Here is a 26380-nt window from a genome sequence, read left to right as displayed (position 1 = left end):
CCCGTTATAAAAATAACGGGATAATTAATTGCTCGACATTCTCGAAATATCAATAGCGCTATTTCCGAACTATTTCAATTCAACATTCATAATAAAAATATGTTCACATTAGTTTATTGAAAATAAATATAACCAACCGCACAAAAATACCTATTTGATCGATTCATTGAGAAAAAGTGTGAGTCAGACGGCTTAAAGATGTCAGACAACAAGGATAATATGTCATACAGAAACAAAGAATGACTCTTAAGATATTGACCAATTACCCCAAGTGCATGGAGCCGACTCATGAAAAAACTCTCTTTTTCTCGTTCTCTGGTGTGTGTATCTTTACTTGCCCTGCTCTCTTCAGGCGCCAGCGCGGCTGAAAAAGTCACGTTAAAACTGGCACATAACCTTGAACGCAGCCATGTTGTTCATCAGGCCTTTGAGGAGATGTCCAAAGAGGTTAACCAACTTTCCAACGGGGCTATGAAGATCCGTATTTATCCCAGTAGCCAAATGGGCAGCGCGCGAGAAACGCTGGAGTTATTACAAAATGGCGCGCTGGATATGACCAAAGGTTCCGCCAGCGATCTGGAGTCATTCGATAACGTCTACGCGATATATAATTTACCGTTCCTTTTTAAGGACCAGAATCACTTCAATAAAGTCGTTTTCGGTGAAGTAGGCAAAGAAATAATGGAGTCCACGAAAGATAAAGGCTTCTTTGCGCTTTCCGCTTATGTTGCCGGAACCCGCAGCTTTTACGCCAAAAAGCCCATCACTAAACCGGAAGATTTAAAAGGATTGAAGATCCGCGTCCAGGCCAGCCCGACAACCTTAAAAATGGTCGAATTAATGGGCGGTTCGCCAACGCCCATTTCCTTTGGTGAAGTTTATACCGCCATGCAGCAGGGCGTGGTGGACGGCGCGGAAAATAACGTGCCTTCCTGGGTGCAAACGCGCCATATCGAAATCGCTAAAGTGTTCTCTGAAGATGAACATGCCTCCATCCCGGATTTCCTCGTTATCTCCAGTAAAACCTGGGACAAACTGACGCCGGATCAGCAGCAAATCCTGATCAAGGCGGCGAAAGCTTCCGAAGTTTATCAGCAAAAACTGTGGGACAAGATCGACGCCGACACCCGCGCGCAGGCCAAAGCCATGGGCGGCGAAATCGTCAAAGTGGATAAAGCGCCGTTCCGCGCCGCCGTGCAGCCGCTGTTTGATGACTTCAAAAAAGATCCGAAGCAGGCTGCCCTGCTGGCCAAATTTGAAGCCGCTGCTGAATAACACTTAGCGGGCCAGCCGCTGGCCCGCTTTCACCGGGAAAACAATGATGATACTTAACCGCATAAAGCTGGCGGTGGACCGCGCGATCGCCGCATTCTCCGTCGCCGTTATGATTGCGCTGGTGGTCTGCGTCGTCTGGCAGGTGTTCAGCCGCTACGTGCTAAACCAGCCAAGCACCCTGACCGACGAGCTGGCGCGCTTTTTGATGATCTGGGTCGGGCTGCTGGGTGCGGCATATACCGTCGGCGCCCAGCGTCATCTGGCGATCGATTTACTCGCCATGACGCTTCCTCCCCGCAGGCAGGCACTGCTCAGCGTCATTATTAATCTGCTGATCTTTATTTTTGCCGGGTCAGTGATTGTCACCGGCGGCGTGAAGCTGATTGAAAAAACGCTATCGACATCGCAGGTCTCAGCCGCGATGCAGATCCCCATGGGCTATGTGTATCTGATCCTGCCGCTAACCGGCATCATTATGATGTTTTACACGCTCTGTTTTATCAGCAACGGGCTGAAAAATATGAAGAACGAAGAAGCGGGGGCAAATTGATGGACAGCTATATCGCACTGATGCTATTTGGCTCTTTCTTTATTCTGGTTTTTATTGGCGTCCCCATCTCCTTCTCCATTGGCATCGCCACCGTCGGTTCAATGCTGCTGATGTTCCCGTGGGATATTGCCGTGATTACCGTTTCTCAGCGCCTGGCGAACGGCCTCGACAACTTCGCCCTGCTGGCGATTCCATTCTTTATCTTTGCCGGTACCCTGATGAACAGCGGCGGGATTGCCATCCGCTTAATCAACCTGGCGCAGGTGATGGTTGGCCGCGTACCAGGCTCATTGGGCCACGTTAACGTACTGGCGAACATGATGTTCGGCTCGATTTCAGGTTCGGCGGTCGCCGCGGCGGCGGCGGTAGGGGGAACGCTTAACCCCATTCAGACCCGGAAAGGTTACGATCCGGCTTTCTCCACGGCGGTTAACGTCTCGTCGTGCATCACGGGCCTGCTCATCCCGCCGTCAAACGTCCTGATCGTCTTCTCTCTGACGGCTGGGGGCGTCTCCGTCGCGTCGCTGTTTATGGCCGGTTATCTGCCGGGCATTCTGATGGGCCTGGCCATTATGGTGGTCTGCGCCATCATCGCTAAGCGTCGCGGCTACCCGGTTTCAGAACGTCCCACCTGCGCCCAGGCGGCAAAAGCGTTTTTCGACGCCCTGCCCAGCCTGCTGCTGGTGATCATTGTGATGGGCGGGATCCTCGGCGGCATTTTCACCGCGACCGAAGCATCGGCTATCGCCGTGGTTTACACCTTTATTCTGTCGGTGCTGATTTACCGGGAAGTGAAGTGGCGCGATCTGCCGAAGCTGATCCTTGAGTCGGTGGTGATGACCTCCATCGTGCTACTGCTGATCGGCTTTTCCGTCGGCATGTCGTGGGCGATGACCAATGCCGATATCCCCTACATGATAAGCGATGCGCTAATGGGGATTTCTGAAAACCCGGTGGTGATTCTGCTGCTGATTAATATCGTGCTGTTAATCGTCGGGATCTTTATGGATATGACCCCGGCGGTACTGATTTTCACGCCGATATTCCTGCCCATCGCGCAGGATTTGGGGATGGATCCGGTGCATTTCGGCATCATGATGGTCGCTAACCTGTGCATCGGTCTGCTGACGCCGCCGGTAGGCAGCGCGCTGTTTGTAGGCTGCTCTATTTCCGGCGTTAAAATTCAGCAGCTCATCAAACCGCTGCTGCCGTTCTACGCCGCCCTGCTGATCGCGCTGATGATGATTGTCTATATCCCGCAGATCTCGCTGTTTATTCCGCAGCTGCTGGGGCTGATGTGACCGACTGACCATAATCGCTACCTGCGCCCGCAGGTAGCGAATTAAAACTTACTTTAACGACCCCACCAGCGCTTTGCGGCTCTCCTCAAGGGAGACAACGCGGCCGCAGACGTCCTTACCAAACTGCTGGAAATCAGCCTCCTGGTTTTTCCATTCGTCCTGAATGGCCGTTTGCAGGCCGCCGAGGCTACCGAGGATCCCCTGCAGCGGGTTACCGCCGCCTTTGAGAACCGCCTTCGCGCCCATCTCGTTGATGCTGTCCTGCAGAATACCGCCCATCGCCTGGTTTACCAGCTGCTGGCCGTCGGCGCGCACCTGATCGATGGCTTTATAGTGGAAGGTCAGCCCATCGTTGCGATGTTCAATAATGCGGCCCATTTGCGCTTTCAGCTGCGCATCAAGCTTGGTCAGGCGGCTATGCATGCTGCTGGCCCCCACCTGTTCGGTAATGATTTTATCCAGCGCGGCGCGGCCTTTTTCTACCCGCGTGCGGGCGCCTTCATCAATCCACGGCAGGCTGCTGCGAAGGCCAGCCTGATAGTCCTGCGCCTGCTCGCGCTGAGCGGCGTTCAGCGCATAGGCTTTCCCGTTAAAGGTCAGATTGCCGTCCGGCTTAATCACCAGATCGCCGTTTTCGCCTTTCACCTGCACCTGCTGCGGGCTGAGGATGACATCGTCACGCGGCGTGACGCTACACTGGTAGTCCGCATGCGCGGACAAAGCGGTGACGGAAAGCGCCACTGCCAACAGCGTTTTGCGCATCATTTAACTCCCTTCAGACAAAACGGGCCGGCAGCTGCCGACCCTTGTCAAACTTAGTCCCACCAGATATCAAAAAGTTCGCTGGTGCGCACATCGGCAAGCCCGCGATCTTCCAGCCACTTACGCACGATGGCCTGGTGTTCTTCGGTGCATTTGCCGATTTCCTGCAGGCAGATCAGCCCTTCCCAGGAAAGATAGCCGCTGCCGTCAAAGGCCAGCTTATTAGGTTCAATCACTTCCTCAATCAGATCGTTAACGGTCTGGTCGATCTGCTCTTCGCTGGTTCCTTCCGCGAAGCGCCACGCGACGGAGAAACCTACTTCCTGAAACTCGTCGATATGCATTTTTTTACGCAGACGACGGCTACGATTCGTTGCCATTATTTCACCCTCTCGAACATTAAGTCCCATACGCCGTGGCCAAGACGATGACCACGCTGTTCAAATTTGGTTACCGGGCGCGATTCCGGGCGCGGCACATAGTCGTTGCTTTCTGACCGGTTACGATACCCTTCAAGCGAGGACATCACTTCCAGCATATGCTCGGCATATTGCTCCCAGTCGGTCGCCATATGGAAGACGCCGCCCAGCTTCAGTTTACTTTTCACCAGTTCGGCAAAAGGCGGCTGAACGATACGGCGCTTATTATGACGCGCTTTGTGCCACGGGTCAGGGAAAAACAGCTGCACCATGCTCAGGGAGTTATCCGGAATCATGGTATGCAGCACTTCCACCGCATCGTGGCACATGACGCGCAGGTTTTGCACGCCCTCTTCTTCGGCGGACGCCAGACAGGCGCCGACGCCCGGCGAGTGCACTTCAATGCCGAGGAAATTCTGCTGCGGCTTCTCTTTCGCCATCGCCACCAGCGACGCCCCCATACCAAAACCAATCTCCAGCGTGACCGGCGCTTCACGGCCAAACAGGGCGGCGAAATCGAGCGGCGCTTCGTTGAATTCAACGCCCATCACCGGCCAAATAGTGTCCAGCGCGTGCTGCTGACCTTTGGTCAGGCGGCCCTGACGACGGACGAAGCTGCGAATACGGCGCAGCGGGCGGCCGTTTTCATCGAATTCCGGAGATATGACGTCGTTTTTCATAAAAGTTAAGTCTGCTTGTGAGATGTGTTCGGAAAACGGGCATTATCCAAAGTTACCCGGCGGATGCAAGGGTTTACAGCCCCTCGCCCTTGTGCTGCAATCTGCCACCTTATAATCGCTTTCCCGGAGCCGTAGCTTTGACTTTTCTCGCCGCGCAATTTTCAGCCCAGGTACTGGACTGGTACGACAAATACGGGCGTAAAACCCTGCCCTGGCAAATCGGCAAGACGCCTTACAAAGTATGGCTCTCCGAGGTGATGTTGCAACAAACGCAAGTGGCGACGGTTATCCCCTATTTTGAACGCTTTATGGCGCGTTTCCCAACAATTACCGATCTGGCGAACGCGCCCCTCGATGAAGTCCTGCATCTGTGGACCGGACTCGGCTATTACGCCCGCGCGCGCAATCTGCATAAAGCGGCGCAGCAGGTGGCCACCCTGCACGACGGAAAATTCCCGCAGACCTTCGATGAAGTCGCCGCGCTGCCGGGCGTAGGCCGCTCCACCGCCGGCGCGATTTTGTCCCTTTCTCTCGGTCAGCATTATCCGATTCTCGACGGCAACGTGAAGCGCGTGCTCGCGCGCTGCTATGCTGTCAGCGGTTGGCCGGGGAAAAAAGAGGTTGAGAAACGCCTGTGGGATATCAGCGAAGACGTCACGCCAGCCAATGGGGTCGAGCGTTTTAACCAGGCCATGATGGACCTTGGAGCGATGGTATGTACCCGCTCAAAGCCGAAATGCGAGCTTTGTCCGCTGAATAACGGCTGCGTGGCCTACGCAAATCATTCATGGGCTCAATATCCAGGCAAAAAACCGAAACAGACGATCCCCGAGCGTACCGGCTATTTCCTGCTGATGCAGCACGGCGACAAGGTGTTTCTCTCCCAGCGCCCGCCGGTGGGATTATGGGGGGGATTGTTCTGCTTCCCGCAGTTTGAAGATGAAGATGCGCTGCGGGAGTGGTTGGCCCAGCGGCAGATCGGGGCCGAGAATCTGACGCAATTAACCGCGTTCCGCCACACTTTCAGCCATTTCCATCTGGATATTGTGCCGATGTGGCTTACAGTGCACTCATCCGGCGCATGCATGGATGAAGGGGGCGCACTCTGGTATAACTTAGCGCAGCCGCCGTCCGTCGGTCTGGCGGCCCCCGTGGAGCGCTTGTTGCAACAGTTAAAAGCCGGAGCACCGGTTTAGCTTTCTGGCGATTAAAGAGGATTAAGAATGAGCAGAACGATTTTTTGTACTTTCCTGCAGCGTGAAGCCGATGGCCAGGATTTTCAGCTATATCCGGGCGAGCTGGGCAAACGCATCTATAACGAAATCTCCAAAGAAGCCTGGGCCCAGTGGCAGCATAAGCAGACGATGCTGATCAACGAGAAAAAACTCAGCATGATGAACCCTGAGCATCGCAAACTGCTGGAGCAGGAGATGGTTCAGTTCCTGTTTGAAGGCAAAGACGTGCACATCGAAGGCTATACGCCGCCAGAAAAACAGTAAGGGCCTGACGGCCCTTTACAACAATAAACACAACACGCACTCCCGGAATGATGAAAAAATACTTAGCGCTAGCGCTGATTGCGCCTTTGCTCGTTTCGTGTTCCAGCTCAACCAAAAAAGGCGCCGAGTATAACGAGGCGTGGGTGAAGGACACCAACGGCTTTGATATCCTGATGGGCCAGTTCGCCCATAACATCGAGAATATTTGGGGTTATAACGAAGTTCTGCTCGCCGGGCCGAAGGACTACGTCAAATACACCGACCAGTATCAAACCCGCAGCCACATCAACTTTGATGCGGGGACGATTACCGTTGAAACCATCGCCGGCACCGACCCGGCCGGGCGCCTGCGCCAGGCGATTATAAAAACCCTGCTAATGGGCGACGACCCTAACTCCATCGACCTCTATTCCGACGTCGATGATATTCAGATTTCAAAAGAGCCGTTCCTGTATGGCCAGGTGGTGGATAACACCGGCGAGGCGATTCGCTGGGAGTGGCGCGCCTCGCGCTTCGCCGACTATCTGCTGCAAACCCGCCTGAAAAGCCGCAGCAACGGCCCGCGCATGATCTACAGCATCACCATTAACCTGGTGCCGAACCACCTCGACAAACGCGCGCATAAATACATTGGCATGGTCCGTCAGGCGTCGCGCAAATACGGCGTTGATGAATCGCTGATCCTGGCGATTATGCAAACCGAATCCTCCTTTAACCCCTATGCGGTCAGCCACGCCGACGCCCTCGGGCTGATGCAGGTGGTGCAGCACAGCGCCGGGAAGGACGTGTTCCGTTCACAGGGGAAATCAGGCCTGCCGAGCCGCAGCTACCTGTTCGACCCGGTCAATAACATCGACACCGGTACCGCCTATCTGGCGATGCTGAATAACGTCTATCTGTCCGGTATCACCAACCCTACCTCGCGTCGCTATGCGGTTATCACCGCCTATAACGGCGGCGCGGGCAGCGTACTGCGGGTCTTCTCCAGCGATAAGGTTCAGGCGGCGAATATCATCAACAACATGACGCCGGGCGATGTTTATCAAACCATCACCAGCCGTCACCCCTCCGCCGAGTCGCGTCGTTATCTGTACAAGGTTAACTCTGCGCAGAAAGGCTACCGCCGCAGGTAATCTCCCTCCAGCGCCCTTGTTTCCTCAAGGGCGCATTCCTTCTGCTATACCCAATAGAGTTGCGCAACTCTTTTACGATTTTCTGCGGCAGTTAACAAAAGCATCCACCGCATAAATGATAGAATCCAACCAAAATAACGCTATAAATGTTATTTAAAACACAAAACAATTCTATATCCGTGAGGATCAAAACATGAATCTTAAGCTGCAGCTCAAAGTACTGTCGTTCCTGCAGTTCTGCCTCTGGGGAAGCTGGCTCACCACGCTCGGCTCGTATATGTTCGTCACCCTCAAGTTCGACGGCGCGGCCATCGGGGCGGTGTATAGCTCGCTCGGTATCGCCGCGGTGTTTATGCCGACGCTGCTCGGTATCGTTGCCGATAAATGGATCAGCGCCAAGTGGGTTTATGCCATTTGCCATCTGGTCGGCGCGCTGACGCTGTGGCTCGCCGCCCAGGTCACCACGCCGGGCGAGATGTTCCTCGTCATCCTGCTCAACTCGCTGGCCTATATGCCAACGCTGGGGCTGATTAACACCATTTCGTACTACCGCCTGCAGTCTGCGGATATGGATATCGTGACCGATTTCCCGCCGATTCGTATCTGGGGCACCATCGGTTTTATCCTCGCCATGTGGGCCGTCAGCTTCTCCGGCTTTGAGCTGAGCCATATGCAGCTTTATATCGGCGCGGCGCTCTCCTTACTGCTGGTGCTCTTCACCCTGACGCTGCCGCATATTCCAGTGGCTAATCAGCAGAAAAACCAGAGCTGGACCGCCATGCTGGGCCTCGATGCCTTCGCGCTGTTTAAAAACAAACGCATGGCCATCTTCTTTATTTTCTCGATGATGCTGGGCGCCGAGCTGCAGATCACCAATATGTTCGGCAATACCTTCCTGCACAGCTTTGATAAAGATCCGCTGTTCGCCAGCAGCTTTATCGTGCAGCACGCCTCGGTGATGATGTCGATTTCGCAGATCTCGGAAACCCTGTTCATCCTGACCATTCCGTTCTTCCTCAGCCGCTACGGCATCAAGAACGTGATGCTGATCAGTATCGTGGCGTGGATGCTGCGCTTCGGCCTGTTCGCTTACGGCGATCCGACCCCGTTCGGCACCGTGCTGCTGGTGCTGTCGATGATCGTTTATGGCTGCGCCTTCGACTTTTTCAACATCTCGGGTTCGGTGTTTGTGGAAAAAGAGGTTCGCCCGGAAATCCGCGCCAGCGCGCAGGGGATGTTCCTGATGATGACCAACGGGTTTGGCTGCATACTTGGTGGGATGGTGAGCGGCAAAGTCGTAGAGCACTTTACCGTCGAAGGGATCACCGACTGGCAAACCGTGTGGCTGATTTTCGCCGGCTATTCGCTGGTGCTGGCGTTTGCCTTTGTGGCGCTGTTTAAGTACAAGCACGTCCGCGTACCAACCGGGGCGCAGACCGTCGCACATTAAATAAACGGCTTACCCCAGATTTACGAATAAAAAAACGCGCCCCGGTGTTATCAACGGGGCGCGTTTTTTATGCTTTCAGCACATAGCCATATAGCCGCTTAATGCCGTCAGGGTCCGTTTCGCTGTAGACCCCCTGGAGCTCCGGCGAGAAGCCCGGCAGCATATTGACGCCTTCCTCCAGCGCCAGGAAATAGCGCAGCACCGCCCCGCCCCAGATCTCTCCGGGCACGACGCACAGCACGCCAGGTGGATACGGCAGCGCGCCTTCCGCCGCAATCCGCCCTTCGGCTGCGCTTAAGCGCACCAGCTCAACGTTACCGCGAATAAACTCGCTGTTGGCGTCCTGCGGGTTCATCACCGCGCGCGGGAAGCTCTTCTTGCGGAACATCTCTTTTTGCAAATCCTTCACGTCAAAGCTGACGTACAGGTTATGCATCTCCTGGCACAGCTCGCGGATGGTGTAATCCCGATAGCGCACCGGATATTTGTTAAAGATGGTCGGCAGAACGTCGGCCAGCGGGGTATCGGATTCAATATGCTGCTCAAACCGGGCGAGCATCGCCACCAGCTGCGCCAGCTTCTCCGCGCTCTCTGCGGGCGTCAGCAGGAACAGAATGGAGTTCAGATCGCACTTCTCCGGCACGATGCCGTTTTCGCGCAGATAGTGCGCCAGGATAGTCGCCGGAATGCCAAAATCGGTATATTTCCCGCTCTCGGCGTCGATCCCCGGCGTCGTCAGCAGCAGTTTGCAGGGGTCAACGAAGTACTGATCGCTGGCATAACCTTCAAAGCCGTGCCAGCGCGCGCCCGGCTCAAAGCTAAAGAAACGCCGTTCGCGGGCGATGGCTTCGGTAGGATGATCCTGCCACGGACGCCCCGCCACCACCGGCGGAATAAACGGCTGGATCATTTTGCAGTTGGCGATAATCGCCTTGCGCGCTTCGATACCCAGCGCCACGCACTCCGCCCACAGGCGGCGCCCGCTCTCGCCTTCGTGAATTTTGGCATTCACGTCCAGGGCGGCGAACAGCGGATAAAACGGGCTGGTCGAGGCGTGCAACATAAAGGCGTTGTTCAGCCGCTTATGCGGGCAAAAACGTTCCTGTCCGCGCAGATGATTGTCTTTTTTGTGGATCTGCGACGTTTGCGAAAAACCGGCCTGCTGTTTATGCACCGACTGCGTAACAAAAATGCCCGGGTCATCCGGCGTCAGGTCCAGCAGCAGCGGCGAACAGTCGGCCATCATCGGGATAAACTGCTCGTAGCCGACCCAGGCCGAGTCAAACAGGATGTAGTCGCACAGGCTGCCGATTTTGTCGACCACCTGGCGGGCGTTGTACACCGTCCCATCATAAGTCCCGAGCTGGATCACCGCGAGGCGGAACGGCCGCGGCGCATTGGCTTTTTCCGGCGCCGTCTCGCGTATCAGATCGCGCAGATATTTTTCATCGAAGCAGCGATCGTCAATCCCGCCGATAAAACCGAACGGGTTGCGCGATGCTTCGAGATAGACCGGCGTCGCGCCTGCCTGAATCAGCGCCCCATGATGATTGGATTTATGGTTATTGCGATCAAACAGCACCAGATCGTCGCGCGTCAGCAGCGCGTTGGTGACGACTTTGTTCGCCGCCGAGGTGCCGTTAAGGACAAAATAGGTTTTATCGGCGTTGAACACTTTCGCCGCGAACTTTTGCGCGTGTTTGGCAGACCCTTCATGAATCAGCAGATCGCCAAGCTTAACGTCGGCGTTGCACATGTCGGCGCGAAAGACGTTTTCGCCAAAGAAGTCAAAGAACTGCCGTCCCGCCGGATGCTTCTTAAAGAAGGCGCCGTGCTGATGGCCCGGACACGCGAAGGTGCTGTTATCCATCTCAACGTATTGGGTCAGCGTATCGAAGAACGGCGGTAGCAGATTCTCTTCGTAGCCGCAGGCGGCGGCTTCCAGTTCGAGCCACTCCTGCTCTTTGCCGCTAACGATCGCCGTGACGCCCTGCGGTTTTTCGTGGTCAGCTTCACTGAACAGATAAACCGGCAGGTTGAACCCGGTGCGTTTCAGCAACGCAAGGATGCCGCTGCGGCTGTCCGCTACGGTAATGACGACTGCCGCCACATCGGTAAAATCGGTACTGTCCAGGGCCACCACGCGACGATGGGTGGACAGGCGGGATACCAGCTCGCGGCTGGCGGCAATGTGCATTGATTTCATGAGCGCGAATACCCGTTTCCGGAGAGTAAAAGGCTTAGGCCAGGGCATCTGTGCTCTGGCCAACGAACTGTCAGGGTCTGGCTGGATCCCAGCTCCGACCGCCAGACATCAGTAAAAGCAGACCGCGTCCGATCTTACTGTTGTCCTGCAGTGAGCCTGCGTTACGCTCACCGCATGGCGGGCAGAAGTTGCAGAGTAAGGGTAGCAAGACGAGGCTGCCTGCGCATCTGTACGCAGCGGCAACGGCGATGTAGCGGCGATGTCGTCATCACGGCGGCCTCATTCAGGAGAGGAGAAAATTCGCGCAATCATGTCACCTTTAAATCTACCGCGCAAGATGAATTACGTATGCAGCCACACCACGGATGCGCAAGCCTTTTTGCCCGTTTGGCGTCATAATAATGCAGTCATTAGGGATAATTAACAGGAGTCATGCTGTGGTTACAGGGCCATTTATTAACGCCGGCGCGGTCCTTTTGGGCGGCGTGCTCGGCGCGCTTTTAAGTCAAAGATTGCCGGAACGGATTCGGACATCAATGACCTCTATTTTTGGCCTGGCGTCGTTAGGCATCGGCATTCTGCTGGTGATCAAATGCGCCAACCTGCCGGTGATGGTGCTTTCAACGCTGGTGGGCGCGCTGCTCGGCGAAGTGTGCAACATGGAGAAAGGCATTAATACGCTGGTCAGTAAGCTCCAGCAGCTGCTTTCGCCCAAAAAGGGGCAGAAAAAGGTCTCAGCGCATGAGTCCTATATTCAAAGCTACGTCGCGATTATCGTGCTGTTCTGCGCCAGCGGAACCGGGATTTTCGGCGCGATGCGCGAAGGGATGACCGGCGACGCCAGCATTCTTATCGCCAAAGCGTTTCTCGACTTCTTTACCGCCACCATCTTCGCCTGCACCCTGGGGCTGGCGGTCTCGGCCATTTGCGTACCGATGCTGGCCATCCAGCTGGCGCTGGCGGCCTGCGCGTCGCTGATTATGCCGTTAACCACGCCGATGATGATGGCGGATTTCACCGCCGTCGGCGGCATGTTGCTGGTCGCAACTGGTCTGCGCATTTGCGGAATTAAAATGTTCGCAGTGGTGAATATGCTGCCGGCCCTGGTGCTGGCGATGCCGATTTCAGTGGCCTGGACGGCGTTTTTCGCCTGAAGATGCGTGCTTTTGACGCAATCTGGTGATAGATTGTTCAGTCTGCTGCGAAACAGATAAATTTCGTTGACGAGGTGCGGTGAATCAGGTTTAATGCGCCCCGTTGCCCGGATAGCTCAGTCGGTAGAGCAGGGGATTGAAAATCCCCGTGTCCTTGGTTCGATTCCGAGTCCGGGCACCACTATTTAAAGAACCCGCCCGCAAGGCGGGTTTTTGCTTTTCTGCGACCGGACTCTCCATCGAACTGCGTTCGATTATTCGCCGCAAGGTAGTCTTCATTTGCAATGATATTGGGTGGAAGCTCGCTTATTAAAAGTTATACCCAAAACAACATGCTAAATCCGGTCAAAACGATAATACAGGCGATATTCAAAAACAGGCCGGCGCGCATCATCTCCTGCTGCTTGATATGACCGGTGGCGAAAACGATAGCGTTTGGCGGCGTCGCCACGGGCAGCATAAAAGCGCATGAAGCCGCAATGGCAATCAATACCGACAGAATCACAGGAGACATGCCGAACGCTTCGGCCACCGAGGCAAATACGGGAATGAGCAACGCAGCGCTGGCCGTATTACTGGCAAACTCGGTTAGAAACACCACGAATGTTGCAATCACCAGGATAATAATAAATATCCCCATATGAGCCACCATCCCGCTAATCTGGTTTGCCAGAAACAAGCTGGTGCCCGTCTCTTTCAACACATTACTTAAGCAAATACCACCGCCGAATAATAGCAGCACGCCCCAGTCAGCCGTTTTCTCTATATCCTTCCAGTGAACCACCCGGGCGAAATTGACCAATATAATGGCGCCTAAAGCCACGATGGTATCGAAGGATTTAAAACCGCCCAGCAGATCGTTAATGGGTCCGCTGAAAATCCAGAAGAATACGGTAAGCGCAAAAATAGCCAGGGTGACTATTTTGCCTTTATCCCAATCGACCCGTTCACTATTCGTTTCGAAGGTCCCCTTAAGTTCCGGCCTGAACACGAGGTAAAGAATCGCAATAGCGACAGGCAGTAAGACGATCATTGCCGGGAAACCGAACTTCATCCAGTCAAAGAAGGAGAGCCCCACCTCGGCGGCGGCAATCGCATTCGGTGGACTGCCGACGATAGTCGCCATCCCGCCAATGCTGGCGCTATAGGCAATCCCCAGGAGCACAAACACATAGGTCGAATGGCTGTTTTTGCTATCGACTTTGCTCAGGATCCCCAATACCAGCGGCATCATCATTGCGGCCGTCGCCGTATTACTGATCCACATTGACAGCAGCGCCGTCACGCCAAACAGCATAAAGACCGCGAGGCTCATTTTACCCCTCGCCATCGCTAATACCTTATCAGCAATGACTTTATCCAGCCCCTGCACATGCATCGCCGCCGCCAGAGCAAAGCCGCCGAGGAAAAGAAATATCGTAGAGTTGGCAAAACTGTTTAGCGCCGCCTGGGTATTAAATACCCCCAGCAGCACAGCCATGACGGGAACCATTATTGCCGTGACGGTCACATGCAGCGCTTCCGTTAACCATAATACGGCGATAAAAGCGAGCATACTCAGTCCCATGACCACCTTCGGCTCATAGGGTAGCGTGTTGTAGAGAACGATAAACAGAACAATATCGAGCAAAATGATGATGCTGTTACGATTAAAAAACCACTCGTGGGTATTGGTGGGTAAAGGACTCATGTCGTTTTTATTCATAGTAGCTTCCTTGTAACTGGTTACGACTGAATCATTACATGTATATGTCTTGCAGGTATAAATTATGTTCCTGTTCTGTTAACTGGATCGTACCAGACAATTTTCCGACTGATTAACTACTGGGCAGGATATTTTTGGAAATAGGGTTCCTGATATAGGTTATTTATTGAAGCGAGCAGGAACATCTTATCAGGATTAATTCACTCACCTGAATTTCCGTCGTTGAACAATGCCCCGGTATACCGGGTACTGATATTTTCGCTGGCACCTGAAAGTTGCCGCTGGGAACTATCGATTATTTTCAGCAATCCTTTTCTGAAATAGAGATAAAGCAGCGCGTAAAAACGGATAATTCGGTGAAAAACCCGGCAAAAAAGCTATTTTCTGGAAATCGACACGCCCAGGCGGCTAACAACCTTTCCCTCCGGATGGCTAAAAAGCATCTTATATTCCTTTTTGCTCTTAACGGCAGACAAAAGTTCTTTAAAATGCCAATTTTGCAGCCCTACCATTCAAATCATCTCGATACGAATGGGCAAAATGTTATGTCAGTTTTTCATTCCGTTAGCGACCTGATTGGTCATACTCCCCTGCTGCAGCTGCATAAGCTGGATACCGGCCCCTGCAACCTGTTTCTAAAACTGGAAAATCAAAATCCCGGCGGCTCGATAAAAGACCGCGTCGCGCTATCCATGATTACCCAGGCAGAGCGCGAAGGAAAATTAAAGCCCGGGGGCACGATTATCGAAGCCACCGCCGGCAATACCGGCCTCGGGCTGGCGCTGATCGCCGCGCAGAAAAATTATCGCCTGATCCTGGTGGTGCCGGACAAAATGAGCCGCGAGAAGATTTTCCATCTGCGCGCGCTGGGAGCGCAGGTGCAGCTTACCCGCTCGGACGTTAACAAAGGCCATCCCGCCTACTATCAGGACTACGCCCGGCGTCTTGCCGACGAAACGCCAGGCGCCTTTTATATCGACCAGTTTAATAACGAGGCCAATCCGCTGGCGCATGCCACCACCACTGCCCCCGAAATCTTCCAGCAGCTGGAAGGCGATATCGACGCGATCGTCGTCGGCGTCGGCTCCGGCGGAACGCTCGGCGGGCTACAGGCCTGGTTTGCTGAACACTCCCCTAAAACGGAATTTATCCTCGCCGATCCGGCGGGCTCCATTCTGGCGGACCAGGTCGAAACCGGACGCTACGGTGAAACCGGCTCCTGGCTGGTTGAAGGGATCGGCGAAGACTTTATTCCGCCGCTGGCCCATCTTGAAGGCGTCCGCAGCGCTTACCGCGTCACCGATAGCGAAGCTTTCGCCACCGCCCGCCAGCTGCTGCAGGTTGAAGGTATTCTGGCAGGCTCCTCTACCGGAACATTGCTCACCGCCGCCCTGCGCTACTGCCGGTCGCAGACATCCCCTAAACGCGTGGTGACCTTCGCCTGCGACAGCGGCAATAAATATTTATCAAAGATGTTTAACGATGACTGGATGCGCCAGCAGGGCTTTTTAAGCCGCCCATCGCGCGGCGATCTCAGCGATTTTATCGCTCTGCGCCACGACGAAGGGGCAACCGTCACCGCCGCGCCGGACGATACCCTGGCGGCCATCCTCGCGCGTATGCGTCTCTATGACATCTCACAGCTACCGGTGCTGGAAAACGGCCGCGTCGTCGGCATCGTCGACGAATGGGATCTGATTAGCCATGTCCAGGGCGACAGCCAGCGCTTTGCTCTGCCGGTCAGGGAAGCGATGACCCGTAACGTGGAAACCCTGGATAAGCACGCGCCGGAAAGCGCGCTGAAGGCCATTTTCGATCGCGGCCTGGTAGCCGTTATCGCCGACAACGATCGTTTTCTTGGCCTCATTACCCGCAGCGATGTGCTGACCACCTGGCGTAACCGACTCGAACAGTAAGGACTTCTCAATGACAAATTTGCATACTCTGAGCGTACATAGCGGCACATTTACCGATGAACACGGCGCGGTGATGCCGCCTATTTATGCCACCTCTACCTTTGCCCAGCCCGCGCCGGGCCAGCATACAGGGTACGAATATTCGCGCAGCGGCAACCCGACCCGCCACGCGCTGGAAACGGCAATTGCCGACCTGGAAAGCGGCACGCGCGGCTACGCCTTTGCTTCCGGCCTTGCGGCCATCTCAACCGTGCTGGAGCTGCTGGATAAAGATAGCCACCTGGTCGCCGTCGACGATGTCTACGGCGGCACGTACCGGCTGATTGAAAACGTTCGCCGCCGCAGCGCCGGCCTGCGGGTGAGCTGGGTGAAGCCCGACGATCTGGCGGCCATCGAAGCGGCCATTCGGCCCGATACGCGCATGATCTGGGTCGAAACGCCGACCAACCCGCTGCTTAAGCTGGCCGACCTCAGCGCTATCGCCGCCATTGCCCGGCGGCACAATATTATCAGCGTCACCGACAACACCTTCGCCTCGCCGGCTATCCATCGTCCGCTGGAGCTGGGCTTCGATATCGTGGTGCACTCGGCGACCAAATACCTCAACGGCCACTCCGATGTGGTCGCCGGGCTGGCGGTGGTCGGCGACAACGCCGCGCTGGCGGAAAAGCTGGGCTATCTGCAAAACGCGGTTGGCGGCGTTCTCGATCCGTTCAGCAGCTTCCTGACGCTGCGCGGTATTCGTACCCTGGCGCTGCGTATGGAGCGCCACAGCAGCAATGCGCTGCTGCTCGCCGAGTGGCTGGAGCAGCAGCCGCAGGTCGAAAAGGTCTGGTTCCCGTGGCTGGCCTCGCATCCGCATCATCAGCTGGCGCGCAGGCAGATGGCGCTTCCCGGCGGGATGATCTCCGTGGTGGTCAAAGGCGACGATAGCTACGCCGAGCGGATCATTCGTAAACTGAAGCTGTTTACCCTCGCGGAGAGCCTCGGCGGCGTGGAAAGCCTGGTGAGCCAGCCGTTTAGCATGACCCACGCGTCGATCCCGCTGGAGCAGCGGTTAGCCAACGGGATTACTCCGCAGCTGATTCGTCTGTCGGTAGGGATTGAAGATCCGCAGGATCTGATCGCCGACTGGCGCCATGCGCTGCGCGACTAAGCAGATTGCCCGGCAGCAGCTAACGCTTTGCCGGGCCGACAAGCCCCCCATCACATCAGGCCCGCCGCCCGGCAGAGAATTAAGCGGTCAGCCCGTTCTGGCGCTGCCCCTGCAAAAGATGCTCAACAAACCGCGTCAGCTTCGGCAGCGGGCGCAGGTCCTGCCGCCAGAGTAGATGAACCGGCCTCGGCTGTGGAGTATAAGCCTCCAGCACGCGCACCAGTTGGCCGCACTCGAGCGCATCTGCCAGCAGCACTTCCGGCTGCAGCAGCAGTCCGGCGCCGGCGATCGCCGCCGTTCGCAGCGCGTAGCCATCATTACAGCGCAGAACAGCATCGCGCTTCCAGCGGACGCCCTCCTCCGCGCCCGGCAGCTTCCACTCATTGCGCGCGGTCCACACCGTATGCGACAAACAGAGGTGATCGGCCAGGTCCGCAGGCGTTGTCGGCGTACCGTGGCGGGCTAAATACCCGGGCGCGGCGCAGATCGTCATCCGGTAGGGCGCGAGATACTTTGCCACCAGATCGTTATTGCGGATCTCGCCGATACGGATCGCCAGATCGATACCTTCATCCACCAGATCGACCATCCGGTTGGTCAGATCCAGCTCCACGCGCACGTCGGGCCAGGCCTGGAGAAAAGTGGCGGCCAGCGGTGCGATCACGCAGGCGCCAAACGACGTCGGCGCGCTTACCCGCAGCGTCCCCGCGGGCGCGATCCGCAGCCTCTCCACCGCGCTTTCGGCGATGGAAACCTGCTCAAGGACGCGTTTCGCCTCGTCAAAATAGACCCGCCCGGCGTCGGTGAGGCTCTGGCGGCGGGTATTGCGCTCAAGAAGACGGGTATTAAGCTGCCGCTCGATCAGCGCGATATATTTCCCGACCATCACCGCCGACATATCGAGCCGCGATGCGGCTTCGGTAAAGCTTCCGCATTCCACCACCGCAATAAAGGTCTCCATCGCCCGCAGCTTATCCATATTGCAAACCTCAGGTTAGTAATCATTTAACTTTTAGCCAGTTTATCCGATATCTGTTTTATTAAAGAATAGCCTCTCACCCGAGAGAGGAACCTGCTATGAAAATCATCGTTATTGGCGCCAGCGGTACCGTTGGCCGCGCGGTTGCGCAAGAGTTAAGTCAGCGTCATGAGGTTATTCACGTCGGCCGCACTCAGGGCGACTATCAAGTGGATATCACCTCACAGCAAAGCGTAGAGAGCCTGTTTGAGAAAACCGGCCGGGTAGACGCGATTGTTTCCGCCACCGGTAATCTGTTCTTTGGCCCACTGGCAACCATGACCGACGGCGATTTCAACCAGGGCTTACAGGATAAGCTATTGGGGCAGATTCGCCTGGCGTTGACCGGCCAGCATTATCTGAACGATGGCGGATCTATTACGCTGATTAGCGGGATCGTCGCCCATGAGCCCATCGCTCAGGGCGTCAATGCCACCACCGTCAACGCCGGGCTGGAAGGATTCGTTCGCGCCGCCGCCTGCGAACTGCCGCGCGGAATACGCATTAACCTGATTAGCCCGACCGTATTAACGGAATCGGCGGCAGCCTACGACGGTTTCTTCCCCGGTTTTGCCAGCGTCCCCGCCGCCAGCGTGGCTCAGGCCTACCGCCGCAGCGTAGAAGGCATCCAGAACGGACGGATCTATAAGGTCGGCTACTAACCGGCCGCTGCGGGCTGGAATCCCCCTTCCGGCCCGCGACGGCGCTTACATCCTGTTCCATCAACAGTTACACTGGCCCTTCAATTTGCCTTTTTGAACCACTCATGTTGAAAAAACTCGCTTTTATTGCCCCGCTTTTGGCGCTTATCGCCCTGCTTATCTGGTGGTTCACGCCCCGCTACGCCGAAGAGGATGTCGCGTACTACCGCTCCGTCTTCTGCGCGATCGACCATCAGGACAGCCGCGCGTTTCTCCGCGATATGGAAAATATGATTGAAGGCGGCAATTCGGACTATGCGCTACATAAGACCCATTACGTGCCCGCCCTGGGCCAACGGATGCTGGACACCTGGCAGCAGCTCACGCCGGAAGAACAGAAAAGTATCAGCAAGGACCAGCAGCGCTGTCGCCAGCTGATGAGCGAAAAACAGCGTTCGCGCTAAGAATTCGCGCTGAGCAAAACGAAACGCTGGCAGGAAAGGTTAAACAGAAATTATGTTTCAATTGGCTATTGGCGGCGGCAATCATCAATCTGACGCCGGATTGCCCTTATCATAAAAAGTAGTTGATCTGGTATCGACAAGCTCTTATTTTGCTTCTCAGTTTTTCAACGAGATGAAACTGATGCCTACTATTACAGCCAGTAGTATGAAAGAAGCAAAAGAGTTAATGAATTGCGGGAAGTACAAAGAAATCGTCCTCAATTTCGATATCGATGCTGACGATTTTTTCACCCTCGCCACATCCCAGTCAGCAACCAAAGTCACCATCACAGACAGAAATAATCGCTCATCGGTCAACGCAGAAAAATAATAAAAACCCCTGAGGCTCTTCTTATGCTGTTAGCTATTGGTACCGTCGCTGTTGCTTTTCTTTCCGCATTGATGCTGATCTGGCTTGACGATCGCATTGCCGACCAGGATTAACGACCCGGGCCGACGATAAGTCGCAGAAGGCCCGCCTCTGTGTTTCTCTCGCCCGTAGCCAAAGGCTACGGGCGATTCAAAAACCCCGCCCAAGCCATTTTCACGTTACTCATTGCTGTTTTTCGCTCAACGGGCAGACCATGCATTCGCATGAAGATGGGGGCTTAGAGAAGAGAACGGCAAGGAAGCCCCGCGCCGCCAACGGCGCAGAGCAGGGCGATTACAGCGACTTCGCCAGACGCTCGACGGCGGTCATCAGACCGTCTGCCGACACCGTAGAGTAGGAGAGACGCAGCGTGCGGGTATCCGGGTTATCGTTATAGAACGCTTCCCCAGGCACGTAGACTACGCCGTTTTCCAGCGTTTTCTTCATCCATTCCATGGTATCGAACGGATAACGGAAGCGAGCCCACAGGAACATACCGCCTTTAGGACGGCTGAACTCCAGATGCTCGCCAAGCTGCGATTCCAGCGCGTCGGCCAGCGCCACGCACTTCTTACGATAATCTTCGCGAATCAGGGCAATCTGGCTTTCCAGACGGTTCATGCTCAGGTATTCCGCGGTGATCACCTGCGAGAGCATGTTAGTGTGCAGATCCGCCGCCTGTTTGACGATCACCGTCTGCTGCGCCAGCCAGTCCGGCATGACGATCCAGCCAATACGCATCCCCGGCGCGAGGATCTTGGAGAAGGTGGAGGTATAAACCACCTGATCTTCACAGCCCAGCTCAACCGCGTACTGATACAGCGGGCGGCGTACTTCGTCAGTGAAGCTGATTTCACCGTACGGATCGTCTTCAATGATGACGAAGTCGTGCTTTTTCGCCAGCTCTACCAGGCGGCGACGGCGCGCTTCGCTCAGGGTTTTCCCGCCGGGGTTGCCAAACGTCGGCACCAGGTAAACGGCTTTCACCCGGGTGGTTTCCAGCAGGTCGGCCAGTTGCTCCACCAGCATACCGTCATCATCGGTATCGACGCTGAGAATGTTCGCCTGCGCCAGCTGGAAGACCTGCAGCGCCGCCAGATAGGTCGGGCGCTCAACGACGATAGCATCGCCCGGATCGAGCAGCGTGCGGGCGACGATATCCAACGACTGCTGCGAACCGGAGGTGATATAGACATGGCTTGCCGGGCAGGCAACGCCGCGCGCCTGACACAGTTCGCTAACGGCCTGACGCAGCGGCGGATAACCTTCGGTCAACCCGTACTGAAACGCATCGTTAAAGCGCCCGTTCATCACCTGCTGCACCGCCAGGTTCAGGCCTTCGGTATCAAAAAGCTCCGGGGCCGGAATGCCGCCGCCCAGGGAGATCACGCCGGGCAGTTTACTGTGCTTGAGGAGTTCGCGGACGGCGGAGGGCTTAAGTTCACCCGCGCGGGCGGCGAGTCGCCGATCGTGCATACTATTTTCCTTTTCTGTCTTGTTGTTGTGATGTTTTATCTATTTTTTACCGATAATTCTCCCGGTCGCACTATGCTCACTGGGGCTACGGGTTCGTATGTTCGGTAGCCCGGACAGATGCGCAGCATCGCCTCCGGGATATTCTTCAGCACCCTGCGGCCTTCCCCCGGGGGCGGCGCGATGCGCCTTGCCCGGGCTACAAATGCCGCAGGTGACGAGAACCGCAGCCCGAATAAGGCGCTCATCGCCGCAATCCGGGCCAAACTTAACGGCTATCTGTGTCTTTTAGCACGATTAACGGCTCAATATCGCTCTCTTTTTTAACCACCAGAGAATCATCTCCGCGCAGGCAGGTCCCGCCGTAGTTACCGCCGACGGTGAAGGTGCAAACCTGGATGTATTTGCCATCCACTTTTGGCAGGCACCACAGCTGCTGGTAGATATTTTTGCGGTCGAAAAACTGGCCGCTGGTTTTATCCAGCACTTCGTCCTGCGGGCCAATCAGGTCGATATTGTTGCCGCAGCGGCCTGAGATAGGCTTAACCGCATAGCCGCTTTCCGCCAACTGCTCGTTGACCACAAAATCGGTATCCAGAAGATAGCGATGGTTGGGGAACAGCGACCACAGCACCGGCAAAATCGCCTTATTGCCGGGGATGACCGTCCACAGCGGCTCGAAGACTAATACTTCCGGGCGCAGCAGAACGTCTATCAGGCGAACTTCATTATTCGGGTGTCCGGTACGGATCGGCACCGCCGCGTACTCATCGGCGCTGACTTCCCGCACCTGCTCAATGGCGGTTTCCCATGCCCAGGTTTTCCAGACGCAGTTAACCAGACGACCGTCGGCGTCGATCAGCTGCCCGGCGGCATCCCAGCGCAGCTCATCAAGGCCAAACAGAATTTTGCTCTCAAAACCGGCCTGGGTCAGCGAACGCTGGATAAACTGCGCGTGGTAGTTCTCCTCCAGATCCTTATCCTGCATGATGTGCACGAAAGGACGCGCCCGGCTGTGCTTCCACGCCCCAGCCAGCTCATCCAGCAGGTTTTCCGCCGGGTTGTGGCCGGTGCCGTAGTAGCCCTGTTTCAGCCACTGTTCGAGGATCAGCCCGCCTTCGGTATGGCAGGACGCGGAGTCGGCGTTGTACTCATATACCTTCAGCCCGCGCTCATCCATACAGAAATCCATGCGGCCGGTAATCATATGATGGCGACGCCGCTGCCACGAGAGGCGCAGGCGCGGCCAGAGAATTTTCGGAATATCGAACAGCGCCAGCAGGCTGTCATCCTTCATCACCTTGTCGGTGGCGTGCAGGTACATCAGATGCAGCTCGTTGGTGGCCTTGATAAGCTCCTGCTCGGCGCTTTCGGTGATGGTGAAATACTGGTAAGGGTCTTTATTGATGACGTGGCCGTTGGCTTCCACGTAGGCTTTTTGCAGCGAATCTTTCTCGTTGAGCCAGTTGCCGCGGTATTGGCCTTTATTCGGCAGCCGCGCGCCTTTGATGGCCATCGCCTCACCCGGCAGCACCGGCTGCGGCAGGCTGTGCTCGGTATCGGCGGTTTGGATCATCCAGCCGAGGATTTCGGTATCGGCAAAGGTGTCTTTAATCGTGTAGATGCCGTTTTTCACTTCCAGCGTCAGCTCTCGGGTCCACTGCTGGCCCTGCGGCAGCGGCGAGTGAATCACGTTCTGCTCGGCAATCCTGACCTTATTGCCTACCAGTTGCGTAATCACCGCCACGTGGCCAGTGTGCTTAAACTCGCCGCCTTTCTGCCAGATCAGCAGTGAGCCGGCGATCGGCGGACGGCGGGAGCCGTTGGCGAACGCCTGCAGCGGCAGAATATTGTCGTTGACCACCTCGCGTAAAAAACGCAGGGAGAAGATTTCGTAGGCCATGCCGACATCGGTGAAAACAAAACCGTAGGTGAGGAACAGAAAACGGCGCGCGAACTCCACGCACTGCCATTTGTGCCCCATATACTCATTACCGATATAGCTGCGGAACGTGGCGTCATCCGGGTAATCTTGCGGATTTAAGCTACTGTAATTCGAAGAATAAATCGCCACGCCGCCCGGTGCGTAGCCTAAGAGTGTACCAAACGGGGCGTCACTGCTTGTCGAACCTTTGCTCATTTAGCCTGACCTCAAATTAATGCAGCCCGGGCAGTTGGCGAAACAAAACTCCCTCTTCTTATCCTGCCGCAGGCACTTACCAGACAGAGGTGGAGTGATGATACCACTCATTCGATTCGCTAATCGTGCCCTTAAGGAAAATAAGCCTGCGCCGCCGGGCAAAAGTGATATCGTTATTTGAGATAAAAAAAACAGGAGTCGACAATGAGCACACCTTCGCATCTGACTGCCCAACCGCTGGTCTGGGGGCATGGCCCACGCACCTTTGAGGTGTTCCTCGAACCCACCTGCCCTTTCTCCGTGCGCGCCTTTAATAAGCTGGATGATCTGCTGGATGAAGTTGGCGCGGATAACGTGACGATCAAAATTCGTCTCCAGTCCCAGCCCTGGCATCTGTTTTCCGGCGTCATCGTGCGCTGCATTCTCGCCGCTTCCACCTTGCCGCACGGCCGGGAGCAGGCGCATAAGGTGCTTAAAGCCGTCGCCGACCACCGCGAAGAGTTTGAGTTTACCGACCACTGCAGCGGGCCAAACATGGACGCCACGCCGCAGCAGATTATCGAGCGTATCGAACGCTATAGCCACGTTTCGCTGGCTGCGGCGTTTGCCCGCCCGGAGCTGCAAAACGAGATCAAATGGCACAGCAAGTATGCCCGCCAGAACGGCATCCACGTGTCGCCGACCTTTATGGTTAACGGCCTGGTGCAGGCGGATCTCGGCAGCGGCGACGACGTCAGCGTATGGGCCGCGCGGATTCTGGCTTAGACCGGCGCACCGAAAGTTTAGCGCCACGACTTCAACACCTCACTAAAAAGGCAGATCAGCATGTCAGAGAATAACTACCAGCCACCTAAAGTGTGGGAATGGAAGCAAAACAACGGCGGCGCATTCGCCAATATCAACCGTCCCGTTTCCGGCGCAACGCACGATCGGGTGCTGCCGGTGGGCGCGCACCCGCTTCAGCTCTATTCGCTGGGGACGCCTAACGGGCAGAAGGTGACCATTATGCTGGAAGAACTGCTGGCGTTAGACGTCAGCGGCGCGGAATACGACGCCTGGCTGATTCGCATCGGCGAAGGCGACCAGTTCTCCAGCGGCTTTGTCGAGGTTAACCCGAACTCGAAAATCCCCGCGCTCCGCGACCACTCCACCACGCCGCCGACCCGCGTTTTTGAATCCGGCAGCATCCTGCTCTATCTGGCGGAAAAGTTCGGCTTCTTCCTGCCCAAAGATCCGGCAGGCCGCACTGAAACTCTCAACTGGCTGTTCTGGCTGCAGGGCTCGGCCCCGTTCCTCGGCGGCGGTTTTGGCCATTTCTTCAGCTATGCGCCGGTGAAAATCGAATACGCGATCGACCGCTTTACGATGGAAGCCAAACGCCAGCTTGACGTGCTCGACAAGCAGCTTGCCCGCGGCCGTTTTGTGGCAGGAGAGGAGTACACCATCGCCGACATGGCTATCTGGCCGTGGTACGGCAACGTGGTGCTGGGGAACGTTTACAACGCCGCCGAGTTCCTTGATGCCGGTAGCTATAAAAACGTGCTGCGCTGGGCGCAGGACGTCGGCAACCGTCCGGCCGTTCAGCGCGGACGTATGGTTAACCGCACCTCTGGCCCGCTCAACGAGCAGCTTCACGAGCGCCATGACGCCAGCGACTTCGACACGCAAACCGAAGATAAGCGCCAGGCGTAACGCTCTGGCCCACCGGAGGCGCCCACCTCCGGTTTTTAGCTTTCCAGCCGATAGCCCGCCATAAAGTAGCGCTGCGCGGTAGACGAATTTCCCTCTTTAAAGAAGTCCATCACCCAATCTCTTTCCAGACCGTAGCGACGGGTGAGGATCCCCGCTTCCCAGGCGCTAAGCTGGCGATCGCCGGTTTTTTCAAACATGCGGTGCGAGTAGCCAAGCACAAACCCGCGTTTATAGTCGGCGCAAAAGTTCGCCGCATGCGTAGCGGTATCAGCATAGGATGCCTGTAGCCCCGCCATTAAGCCTTTACCAAAATGATTTTCCATCGCGCCCTCCCCACCCAATCGCTATATATTAAATTATATAGCGTTTTTTTAAGCGAGCGGTAGCGCTATTTCTGACGAGTTCGCTAACGTAAATACCGTTCAAACCATGCCAGCGTGCGTTGCCAGGCCAGGTCAGCCGCAGCCCGATCGTAGCGCGGCGTGGAATCATTATGAAAGCCGTGATTCACGCCCTGATAGAGATAGGCCTCGTAAACTTTATTATGCGCCTTCAGCGCCTGTTCATAGGCGGGCCAGCCTTCATTAATGCCGCTATCGAGGCCGGCATAGTGCAGCAGCAGCGGCGCTTTAATTTTATCGACCTCCTTCAATGGCGGCTGGCGGCCGTAAAACGGCACCGCGCAGGCCAGCTCAGGGATAGCCACCGCCGCCGCGTTGCTGACGCCGCCGCCGTAGCAAAAACCGGTGATACCGACCTTCCCCGTCGCCTGCGGATGCTTCGCCATAAACGCGACCGCCGCAAAGAAATCATTCATCAGCTTCACGGGATCGACTTTCTGCTGCAGCGCGCGGCCTTCATCATCATTCCCCGGATAGCCGCCGACGGAGCTCAGGCCATCCGGCGCCAGCGCGATATAGCCCGCTTTCGCCACCCGCCGGGCAACGTCTTCAATATAGGGATTCAGGCCGCGGTTCTCATGAACCACCACCACGGCAGGCGCTTTGTCGGCTATTTTCGCCGGCATCACCTGATAAGCCCGCACTTCGCCGTGGCCGTCAGGAGAGGGATAATGAATATACTCCGGGCGGATATCCGGGTCGGTGAACGGTACCTGCTCTGCCAGAGCATAGTCGGGCTTCAGCAGATTAAACAGCGCCAGCGCGGTCATCCCGCCGACGGTATACTTCCCCGCCAGCTGGAGAAACTCGCGTTTGCTGATTTTGCCGTGGGCGTAGTAGTCATAGTATTCGAGCAGCTGCTGCGGGAAATCTTTGGCCGTTAATCGCGTCATCACCCTGCCTCCGTTGTTAAGCGCCCTTTAAGCAAAGCAGAAG

General features: G+C 56.0%; 26 protein-coding genes and 1 tRNA gene. 16 read left to right on the top strand and 11 right to left on the bottom strand.

Annotation, left to right across the window (positions count from 1 at the left end; all coding sequences use genetic code 11):
• Positions 1-288 precede the first annotated feature (288 nt).
• From GUC22_RS03725 to GUC22_RS03715, 3 genes are read left to right on the top strand one after another with little or no spacing between them, the layout of a single operon-like run.
• Positions 289-1275 (top strand): TRAP transporter substrate-binding protein, encoded by a 987-nt coding sequence (locus GUC22_RS03725; RefSeq protein ID WP_049099832.1) that lies wholly within the window; start codon positions 289-291, stop codon positions 1273-1275.
• Positions 1276-1321: 46 nt separating this feature from the next.
• A complete protein-coding gene (locus GUC22_RS03720) occupies positions 1322-1825 on the top strand; it encodes a TRAP transporter small permease (RefSeq protein ID WP_004135834.1) in 504 nt (167 codons plus the stop codon).
• The gene (locus tag GUC22_RS03715; RefSeq protein WP_004135833.1) at positions 1825-3126 is read left to right on the top strand and encodes a TRAP transporter large permease; all 1302 of its coding nucleotides are present in this window, start codon (positions 1825-1827) and stop codon (positions 3124-3126) included. Before GUC22_RS03720 ends, GUC22_RS03715 begins: the two co-directional genes overlap by 1 nt.
• 48 nt (positions 3127-3174) lie before the next feature.
• Here GUC22_RS03715 and GUC22_RS03710 read toward each other — a convergent pair whose 3' ends face one another.
• Genes GUC22_RS03710 through trmB form a run of 3 tightly spaced genes read right to left on the bottom strand, consistent with a single transcriptional unit; the run spans position 3175 to position 4987 of the window.
• Complete coding sequence (locus GUC22_RS03710; protein WP_160183346.1) at positions 3175-3891, bottom strand: DUF2884 domain-containing protein; 717 nt, start codon at positions 3889-3891, stop codon at positions 3175-3177.
• Between the two features lie 50 nt (positions 3892-3941).
• On the bottom strand, positions 3942-4268 hold the full coding sequence (locus GUC22_RS03705) for a YggL family protein (protein ID WP_024358654.1): 327 nt from the start codon (positions 4266-4268) through the stop codon (positions 3942-3944).
• Positions 4268-4987 (bottom strand): tRNA (guanosine(46)-N7)-methyltransferase TrmB, encoded by a 720-nt coding sequence (trmB, locus tag GUC22_RS03700; protein WP_004125186.1) that lies wholly within the window; start codon positions 4985-4987, stop codon positions 4268-4270. Before trmB ends, GUC22_RS03705 begins: the two co-directional genes overlap by 1 nt.
• A gap of 137 nt (positions 4988-5124) precedes the next feature.
• Between trmB and mutY the strand changes: the two genes are divergently transcribed.
• The 4 genes from mutY (at position 5125) to GUC22_RS03680 (ending at position 9069) form a co-directional block, all read left to right on the top strand.
• Positions 5125-6183, top strand: a complete 1059-nt coding sequence (gene mutY / locus GUC22_RS03695) for an A/G-specific adenine glycosylase (RefSeq protein ID WP_024358655.1) — start codon at positions 5125-5127, stop codon at positions 6181-6183.
• A 27-nt stretch (positions 6184-6210) separates the two neighbouring features.
• Entirely contained in the window at positions 6211-6486 is a 276-nt protein-coding gene (locus tag GUC22_RS03690) for an oxidative damage protection protein (RefSeq protein WP_004105744.1), read from the top strand.
• Between the two features lie 50 nt (positions 6487-6536).
• Entirely contained in the window at positions 6537-7619 is a 1083-nt protein-coding gene (mltC, locus tag GUC22_RS03685; protein ID WP_004135825.1) for a membrane-bound lytic murein transglycosylase MltC, read from the top strand.
• A 193-nt stretch (positions 7620-7812) separates the two neighbouring features.
• Entirely contained in the window at positions 7813-9069 is a 1257-nt protein-coding gene (locus GUC22_RS03680; RefSeq protein ID WP_004135823.1) for a nucleoside permease, read from the top strand.
• 67 nt (positions 9070-9136) lie between these two features.
• Here GUC22_RS03680 and GUC22_RS03675 read toward each other — a convergent pair whose 3' ends face one another.
• Positions 9137-11275, bottom strand: coding sequence for an ornithine decarboxylase (locus tag GUC22_RS03675; RefSeq protein WP_160183345.1), 2139 nt, complete (start codon positions 11273-11275; stop codon positions 9137-9139).
• Positions 11276-11712: 437 nt separating this feature from the next.
• On the opposite strand from GUC22_RS03675, the gene GUC22_RS03670 reads away from it, so the two are divergent.
• Together GUC22_RS03670 and GUC22_RS03665 are read left to right on the top strand one after the other, a co-directional pair.
• A complete protein-coding gene (locus GUC22_RS03670) occupies positions 11713-12429 on the top strand; it encodes a DUF554 domain-containing protein (protein ID WP_004135818.1) in 717 nt (238 codons plus the stop codon).
• 105 nt (positions 12430-12534) lie between these two features.
• Positions 12535-12610, top strand: a tRNA-Phe gene (locus GUC22_RS03665).
• A 135-nt stretch (positions 12611-12745) separates the two neighbouring features.
• On the opposite strand, the gene GUC22_RS03660 is transcribed toward GUC22_RS03665, so the two are convergent.
• Positions 12746-14134, bottom strand: a complete 1389-nt coding sequence (locus GUC22_RS03660; RefSeq protein ID WP_049085001.1) for an SLC13 family permease — start codon at positions 14132-14134, stop codon at positions 12746-12748.
• Positions 14135-14679: 545 nt separating this feature from the next.
• Between GUC22_RS03660 and GUC22_RS03655 the strand changes: the two genes are divergently transcribed.
• On the top strand, positions 14680-16050 hold the full coding sequence (locus GUC22_RS03655; RefSeq protein WP_004135812.1) for a pyridoxal-phosphate dependent enzyme: 1371 nt from the start codon (positions 14680-14682) through the stop codon (positions 16048-16050).
• A gap of 10 nt (positions 16051-16060) precedes the next feature.
• On the top strand, positions 16061-17206 hold the full coding sequence (locus GUC22_RS03650) for a trans-sulfuration enzyme family protein (RefSeq protein WP_004135810.1): 1146 nt from the start codon (positions 16061-16063) through the stop codon (positions 17204-17206).
• A 79-nt stretch (positions 17207-17285) separates the two neighbouring features.
• Here GUC22_RS03650 and GUC22_RS03645 read toward each other — a convergent pair whose 3' ends face one another.
• The gene (locus GUC22_RS03645; protein ID WP_004135809.1) at positions 17286-18185 is read right to left on the bottom strand and encodes a LysR family transcriptional regulator; all 900 of its coding nucleotides are present in this window, start codon (positions 18183-18185) and stop codon (positions 17286-17288) included.
• A gap of 98 nt (positions 18186-18283) precedes the next feature.
• On the opposite strand from GUC22_RS03645, the gene GUC22_RS03640 reads away from it, so the two are divergent.
• The 3 genes from GUC22_RS03640 to GUC22_RS03630 all read left to right on the top strand — a co-directional run bounded on the left by GUC22_RS03640 (position 18284) and on the right by GUC22_RS03630 (position 19699).
• The gene (locus tag GUC22_RS03640; RefSeq protein ID WP_004135806.1) at positions 18284-18886 is read left to right on the top strand and encodes a short chain dehydrogenase; all 603 of its coding nucleotides are present in this window, start codon (positions 18284-18286) and stop codon (positions 18884-18886) included.
• A 104-nt stretch (positions 18887-18990) separates the two neighbouring features.
• On the top strand, positions 18991-19329 hold the full coding sequence (locus tag GUC22_RS03635; RefSeq protein ID WP_004135798.1) for a hypothetical protein: 339 nt from the start codon (positions 18991-18993) through the stop codon (positions 19327-19329).
• A 181-nt stretch (positions 19330-19510) separates the two neighbouring features.
• Positions 19511-19699 (top strand): hypothetical protein, encoded by a 189-nt coding sequence (locus tag GUC22_RS03630; RefSeq protein ID WP_004135795.1) that lies wholly within the window; start codon positions 19511-19513, stop codon positions 19697-19699.
• 333 nt (positions 19700-20032) lie between these two features.
• Here the strand turns inward: GUC22_RS03630 and GUC22_RS03625 are convergent, their stop codons facing one another.
• The 3 genes from GUC22_RS03625 to GUC22_RS27530 form a co-directional block, all read right to left on the bottom strand.
• Positions 20033-21214, bottom strand: coding sequence for a PLP-dependent aminotransferase family protein (locus GUC22_RS03625; protein WP_004135794.1), 1182 nt, complete (start codon positions 21212-21214; stop codon positions 20033-20035).
• 265 nt (positions 21215-21479) lie between these two features.
• On the bottom strand, positions 21480-23351 hold the full coding sequence (gss, locus tag GUC22_RS03620; RefSeq protein WP_004135792.1) for a bifunctional glutathionylspermidine amidase/synthase: 1872 nt from the start codon (positions 23349-23351) through the stop codon (positions 21480-21482).
• A 76-nt stretch (positions 23352-23427) separates the two neighbouring features.
• Positions 23428-23556 carry a hypothetical protein gene (locus tag GUC22_RS27530; protein WP_305955025.1) on the bottom strand — a complete coding sequence of 43 codons (129 nt, stop codon included), beginning with the start codon at positions 23554-23556 and terminating at the stop codon, positions 23428-23430.
• Between GUC22_RS27530 and GUC22_RS03615 the strand changes: the two genes are divergently transcribed.
• The gene (locus tag GUC22_RS03615) at positions 23556-24116 is read left to right on the top strand and encodes a DsbA family protein (protein WP_004135790.1); all 561 of its coding nucleotides are present in this window, start codon (positions 23556-23558) and stop codon (positions 24114-24116) included. The two genes, GUC22_RS27530 and GUC22_RS03615, sit on opposite strands and share 1 nt — an antisense overlap.
• Before the next feature lie 60 nt (positions 24117-24176).
• On the top strand, positions 24177-25043 hold the full coding sequence (gene yghU, locus GUC22_RS03610; protein ID WP_098362933.1) for a glutathione-dependent disulfide-bond oxidoreductase: 867 nt from the start codon (positions 24177-24179) through the stop codon (positions 25041-25043).
• A 35-nt stretch (positions 25044-25078) separates the two neighbouring features.
• Here the strand turns inward: yghU and GUC22_RS03605 are convergent, their stop codons facing one another.
• Complete coding sequence (locus GUC22_RS03605) at positions 25079-25366, bottom strand: DUF2623 family protein (RefSeq protein ID WP_024358670.1); 288 nt, start codon at positions 25364-25366, stop codon at positions 25079-25081.
• A gap of 83 nt (positions 25367-25449) precedes the next feature.
• The gene (gene yghX, locus GUC22_RS03600) at positions 25450-26337 is read right to left on the bottom strand and encodes a YghX family hydrolase (protein WP_064411354.1); all 888 of its coding nucleotides are present in this window, start codon (positions 26335-26337) and stop codon (positions 25450-25452) included.
• Positions 26338-26380: the final 43 nt, after the last annotated feature.

This window comes from Klebsiella sp. MPUS7 (assembly GCF_009905335.1).
Taxonomy (GTDB): domain Bacteria; phylum Pseudomonadota; class Gammaproteobacteria; order Enterobacterales; family Enterobacteriaceae; genus Klebsiella; species Klebsiella grimontii.
Note: the sequence above shows the minus strand (reverse complement) of the source record. Positions and strands in the feature narration are given on the sequence as shown.

Excerpts from the sequence above, each read along its gene's own strand:
- GUC22_RS03710 (WP_160183346.1), bottom strand. The coding sequence starts at position 3,891 with ATGATGCGCAAAACGCTGTTGGCAGTGGCGCTTTCCGTCACCGCTTTG.
- GUC22_RS03680 (WP_004135823.1), top strand. The coding sequence starts at position 7,813 with ATGAATCTTAAGCTGCAGCTCAAAGTACTGTCGTTCCTGCAGTTCTGC.
- mltC (WP_004135825.1), top strand. The coding sequence starts at position 6,537 with ATGAAAAAATACTTAGCGCTAGCGCTGATTGCGCCTTTGCTCGTTTCG.
- GUC22_RS03605 (WP_024358670.1), bottom strand. The coding sequence starts at position 25,366 with ATGGAAAATCATTTTGGTAAAGGCTTAATGGCGGGGCTACAGGCATCC.
- GUC22_RS03690 (WP_004105744.1), top strand. The coding sequence starts at position 6,211 with ATGAGCAGAACGATTTTTTGTACTTTCCTGCAGCGTGAAGCCGATGGC.
- yghU (WP_098362933.1), top strand. The coding sequence starts at position 24,177 with ATGTCAGAGAATAACTACCAGCCACCTAAAGTGTGGGAATGGAAGCAA.
- GUC22_RS03630 (WP_004135795.1), top strand. The coding sequence starts at position 19,511 with ATGCCTACTATTACAGCCAGTAGTATGAAAGAAGCAAAAGAGTTAATG.
- GUC22_RS03725 (WP_049099832.1), top strand. The coding sequence starts at position 289 with ATGAAAAAACTCTCTTTTTCTCGTTCTCTGGTGTGTGTATCTTTACTT.
- GUC22_RS03720 (WP_004135834.1), top strand. The coding sequence starts at position 1,322 with ATGATACTTAACCGCATAAAGCTGGCGGTGGACCGCGCGATCGCCGCA.
- GUC22_RS03655 (WP_004135812.1), top strand. The coding sequence starts at position 14,680 with ATGTCAGTTTTTCATTCCGTTAGCGACCTGATTGGTCATACTCCCCTG.
- trmB (WP_004125186.1), bottom strand. The coding sequence starts at position 4,987 with ATGAAAAACGACGTCATATCTCCGGAATTCGATGAAAACGGCCGCCCG.
- GUC22_RS03715 (WP_004135833.1), top strand. The coding sequence starts at position 1,825 with ATGGACAGCTATATCGCACTGATGCTATTTGGCTCTTTCTTTATTCTG.
- GUC22_RS03625 (WP_004135794.1), bottom strand. The coding sequence starts at position 21,214 with ATGCACGATCGGCGACTCGCCGCCCGCGCGGGTGAACTTAAGCCCTCC.
- GUC22_RS03705 (WP_024358654.1), bottom strand. The coding sequence starts at position 4,268 with ATGGCAACGAATCGTAGCCGTCGTCTGCGTAAAAAAATGCATATCGAC.
- yghX (WP_064411354.1), bottom strand. The coding sequence starts at position 26,337 with ATGACGCGATTAACGGCCAAAGATTTCCCGCAGCAGCTGCTCGAATAC.
- GUC22_RS03615 (WP_004135790.1), top strand. The coding sequence starts at position 23,556 with ATGAGCACACCTTCGCATCTGACTGCCCAACCGCTGGTCTGGGGGCAT.
- GUC22_RS03645 (WP_004135809.1), bottom strand. The coding sequence starts at position 18,185 with ATGGATAAGCTGCGGGCGATGGAGACCTTTATTGCGGTGGTGGAATGC.
- GUC22_RS03650 (WP_004135810.1), top strand. The coding sequence starts at position 16,061 with ATGACAAATTTGCATACTCTGAGCGTACATAGCGGCACATTTACCGAT.
- GUC22_RS03635 (WP_004135798.1), top strand. The coding sequence starts at position 18,991 with ATGTTGAAAAAACTCGCTTTTATTGCCCCGCTTTTGGCGCTTATCGCC.
- gss (WP_004135792.1), bottom strand. The coding sequence starts at position 23,351 with ATGAGCAAAGGTTCGACAAGCAGTGACGCCCCGTTTGGTACACTCTTA.
- GUC22_RS03640 (WP_004135806.1), top strand. The coding sequence starts at position 18,284 with ATGAAAATCATCGTTATTGGCGCCAGCGGTACCGTTGGCCGCGCGGTT.
- GUC22_RS03660 (WP_049085001.1), bottom strand. The coding sequence starts at position 14,134 with ATGAATAAAAACGACATGAGTCCTTTACCCACCAATACCCACGAGTGG.
- GUC22_RS03675 (WP_160183345.1), bottom strand. The coding sequence starts at position 11,275 with ATGAAATCAATGCACATTGCCGCCAGCCGCGAGCTGGTATCCCGCCTG.